Source organism: Thermus aquaticus (assembly GCF_001280255.1).
Taxonomy (GTDB): domain Bacteria; phylum Deinococcota; class Deinococci; order Deinococcales; family Thermaceae; genus Thermus; species Thermus aquaticus.
In genome coordinates this window covers 1-314 of the sequence record NZ_LHCI01000026.1, presented here as the reverse complement: position 1 = coordinate 314, position 314 = coordinate 1, and the positions used below count along the sequence as shown (strand labels likewise).

Below are 314 nucleotides of genomic sequence, written 5' to 3'. Positions count from 1 at the left end.
AGACGTGGTAGATGTGGGGGTTCACCAGGCGGCGCACCCCGGGGTCCAGCCGGGCCACGTCCCGGTCCCGTCGGGCCCTCAGTTCGTTTATGGAGGGGGGGGGGAAGAGGCGCTTGCCCCCTCGGAAGGCCTCCCCCAGAAGGGGCTCGAGGGTGAAGGCCCCGGGGCTCAGGACCCGCCTCTTGGTGGGGTCCGTGGGGTGGCGCAGGGTGAGGGGCCTGTCCTCCCGCACCTCCTCCTCGGCCAGGGCCAGGAGGTCGGCGGTGGCCAGGCCCCTTTCGTCGTAGACCCGGTAGACCCGCTTGTGGCCGGGG

1 pseudogene is annotated in these 314 nt (G+C 72.9%); it reads right to left on the bottom strand.

Annotation, left to right across the window (positions count from 1 at the left end):
- Positions 1–314: pseudogene (locus BVI061214_RS00180) on the bottom strand (nicotinate phosphoribosyltransferase); the annotation flags it as partial.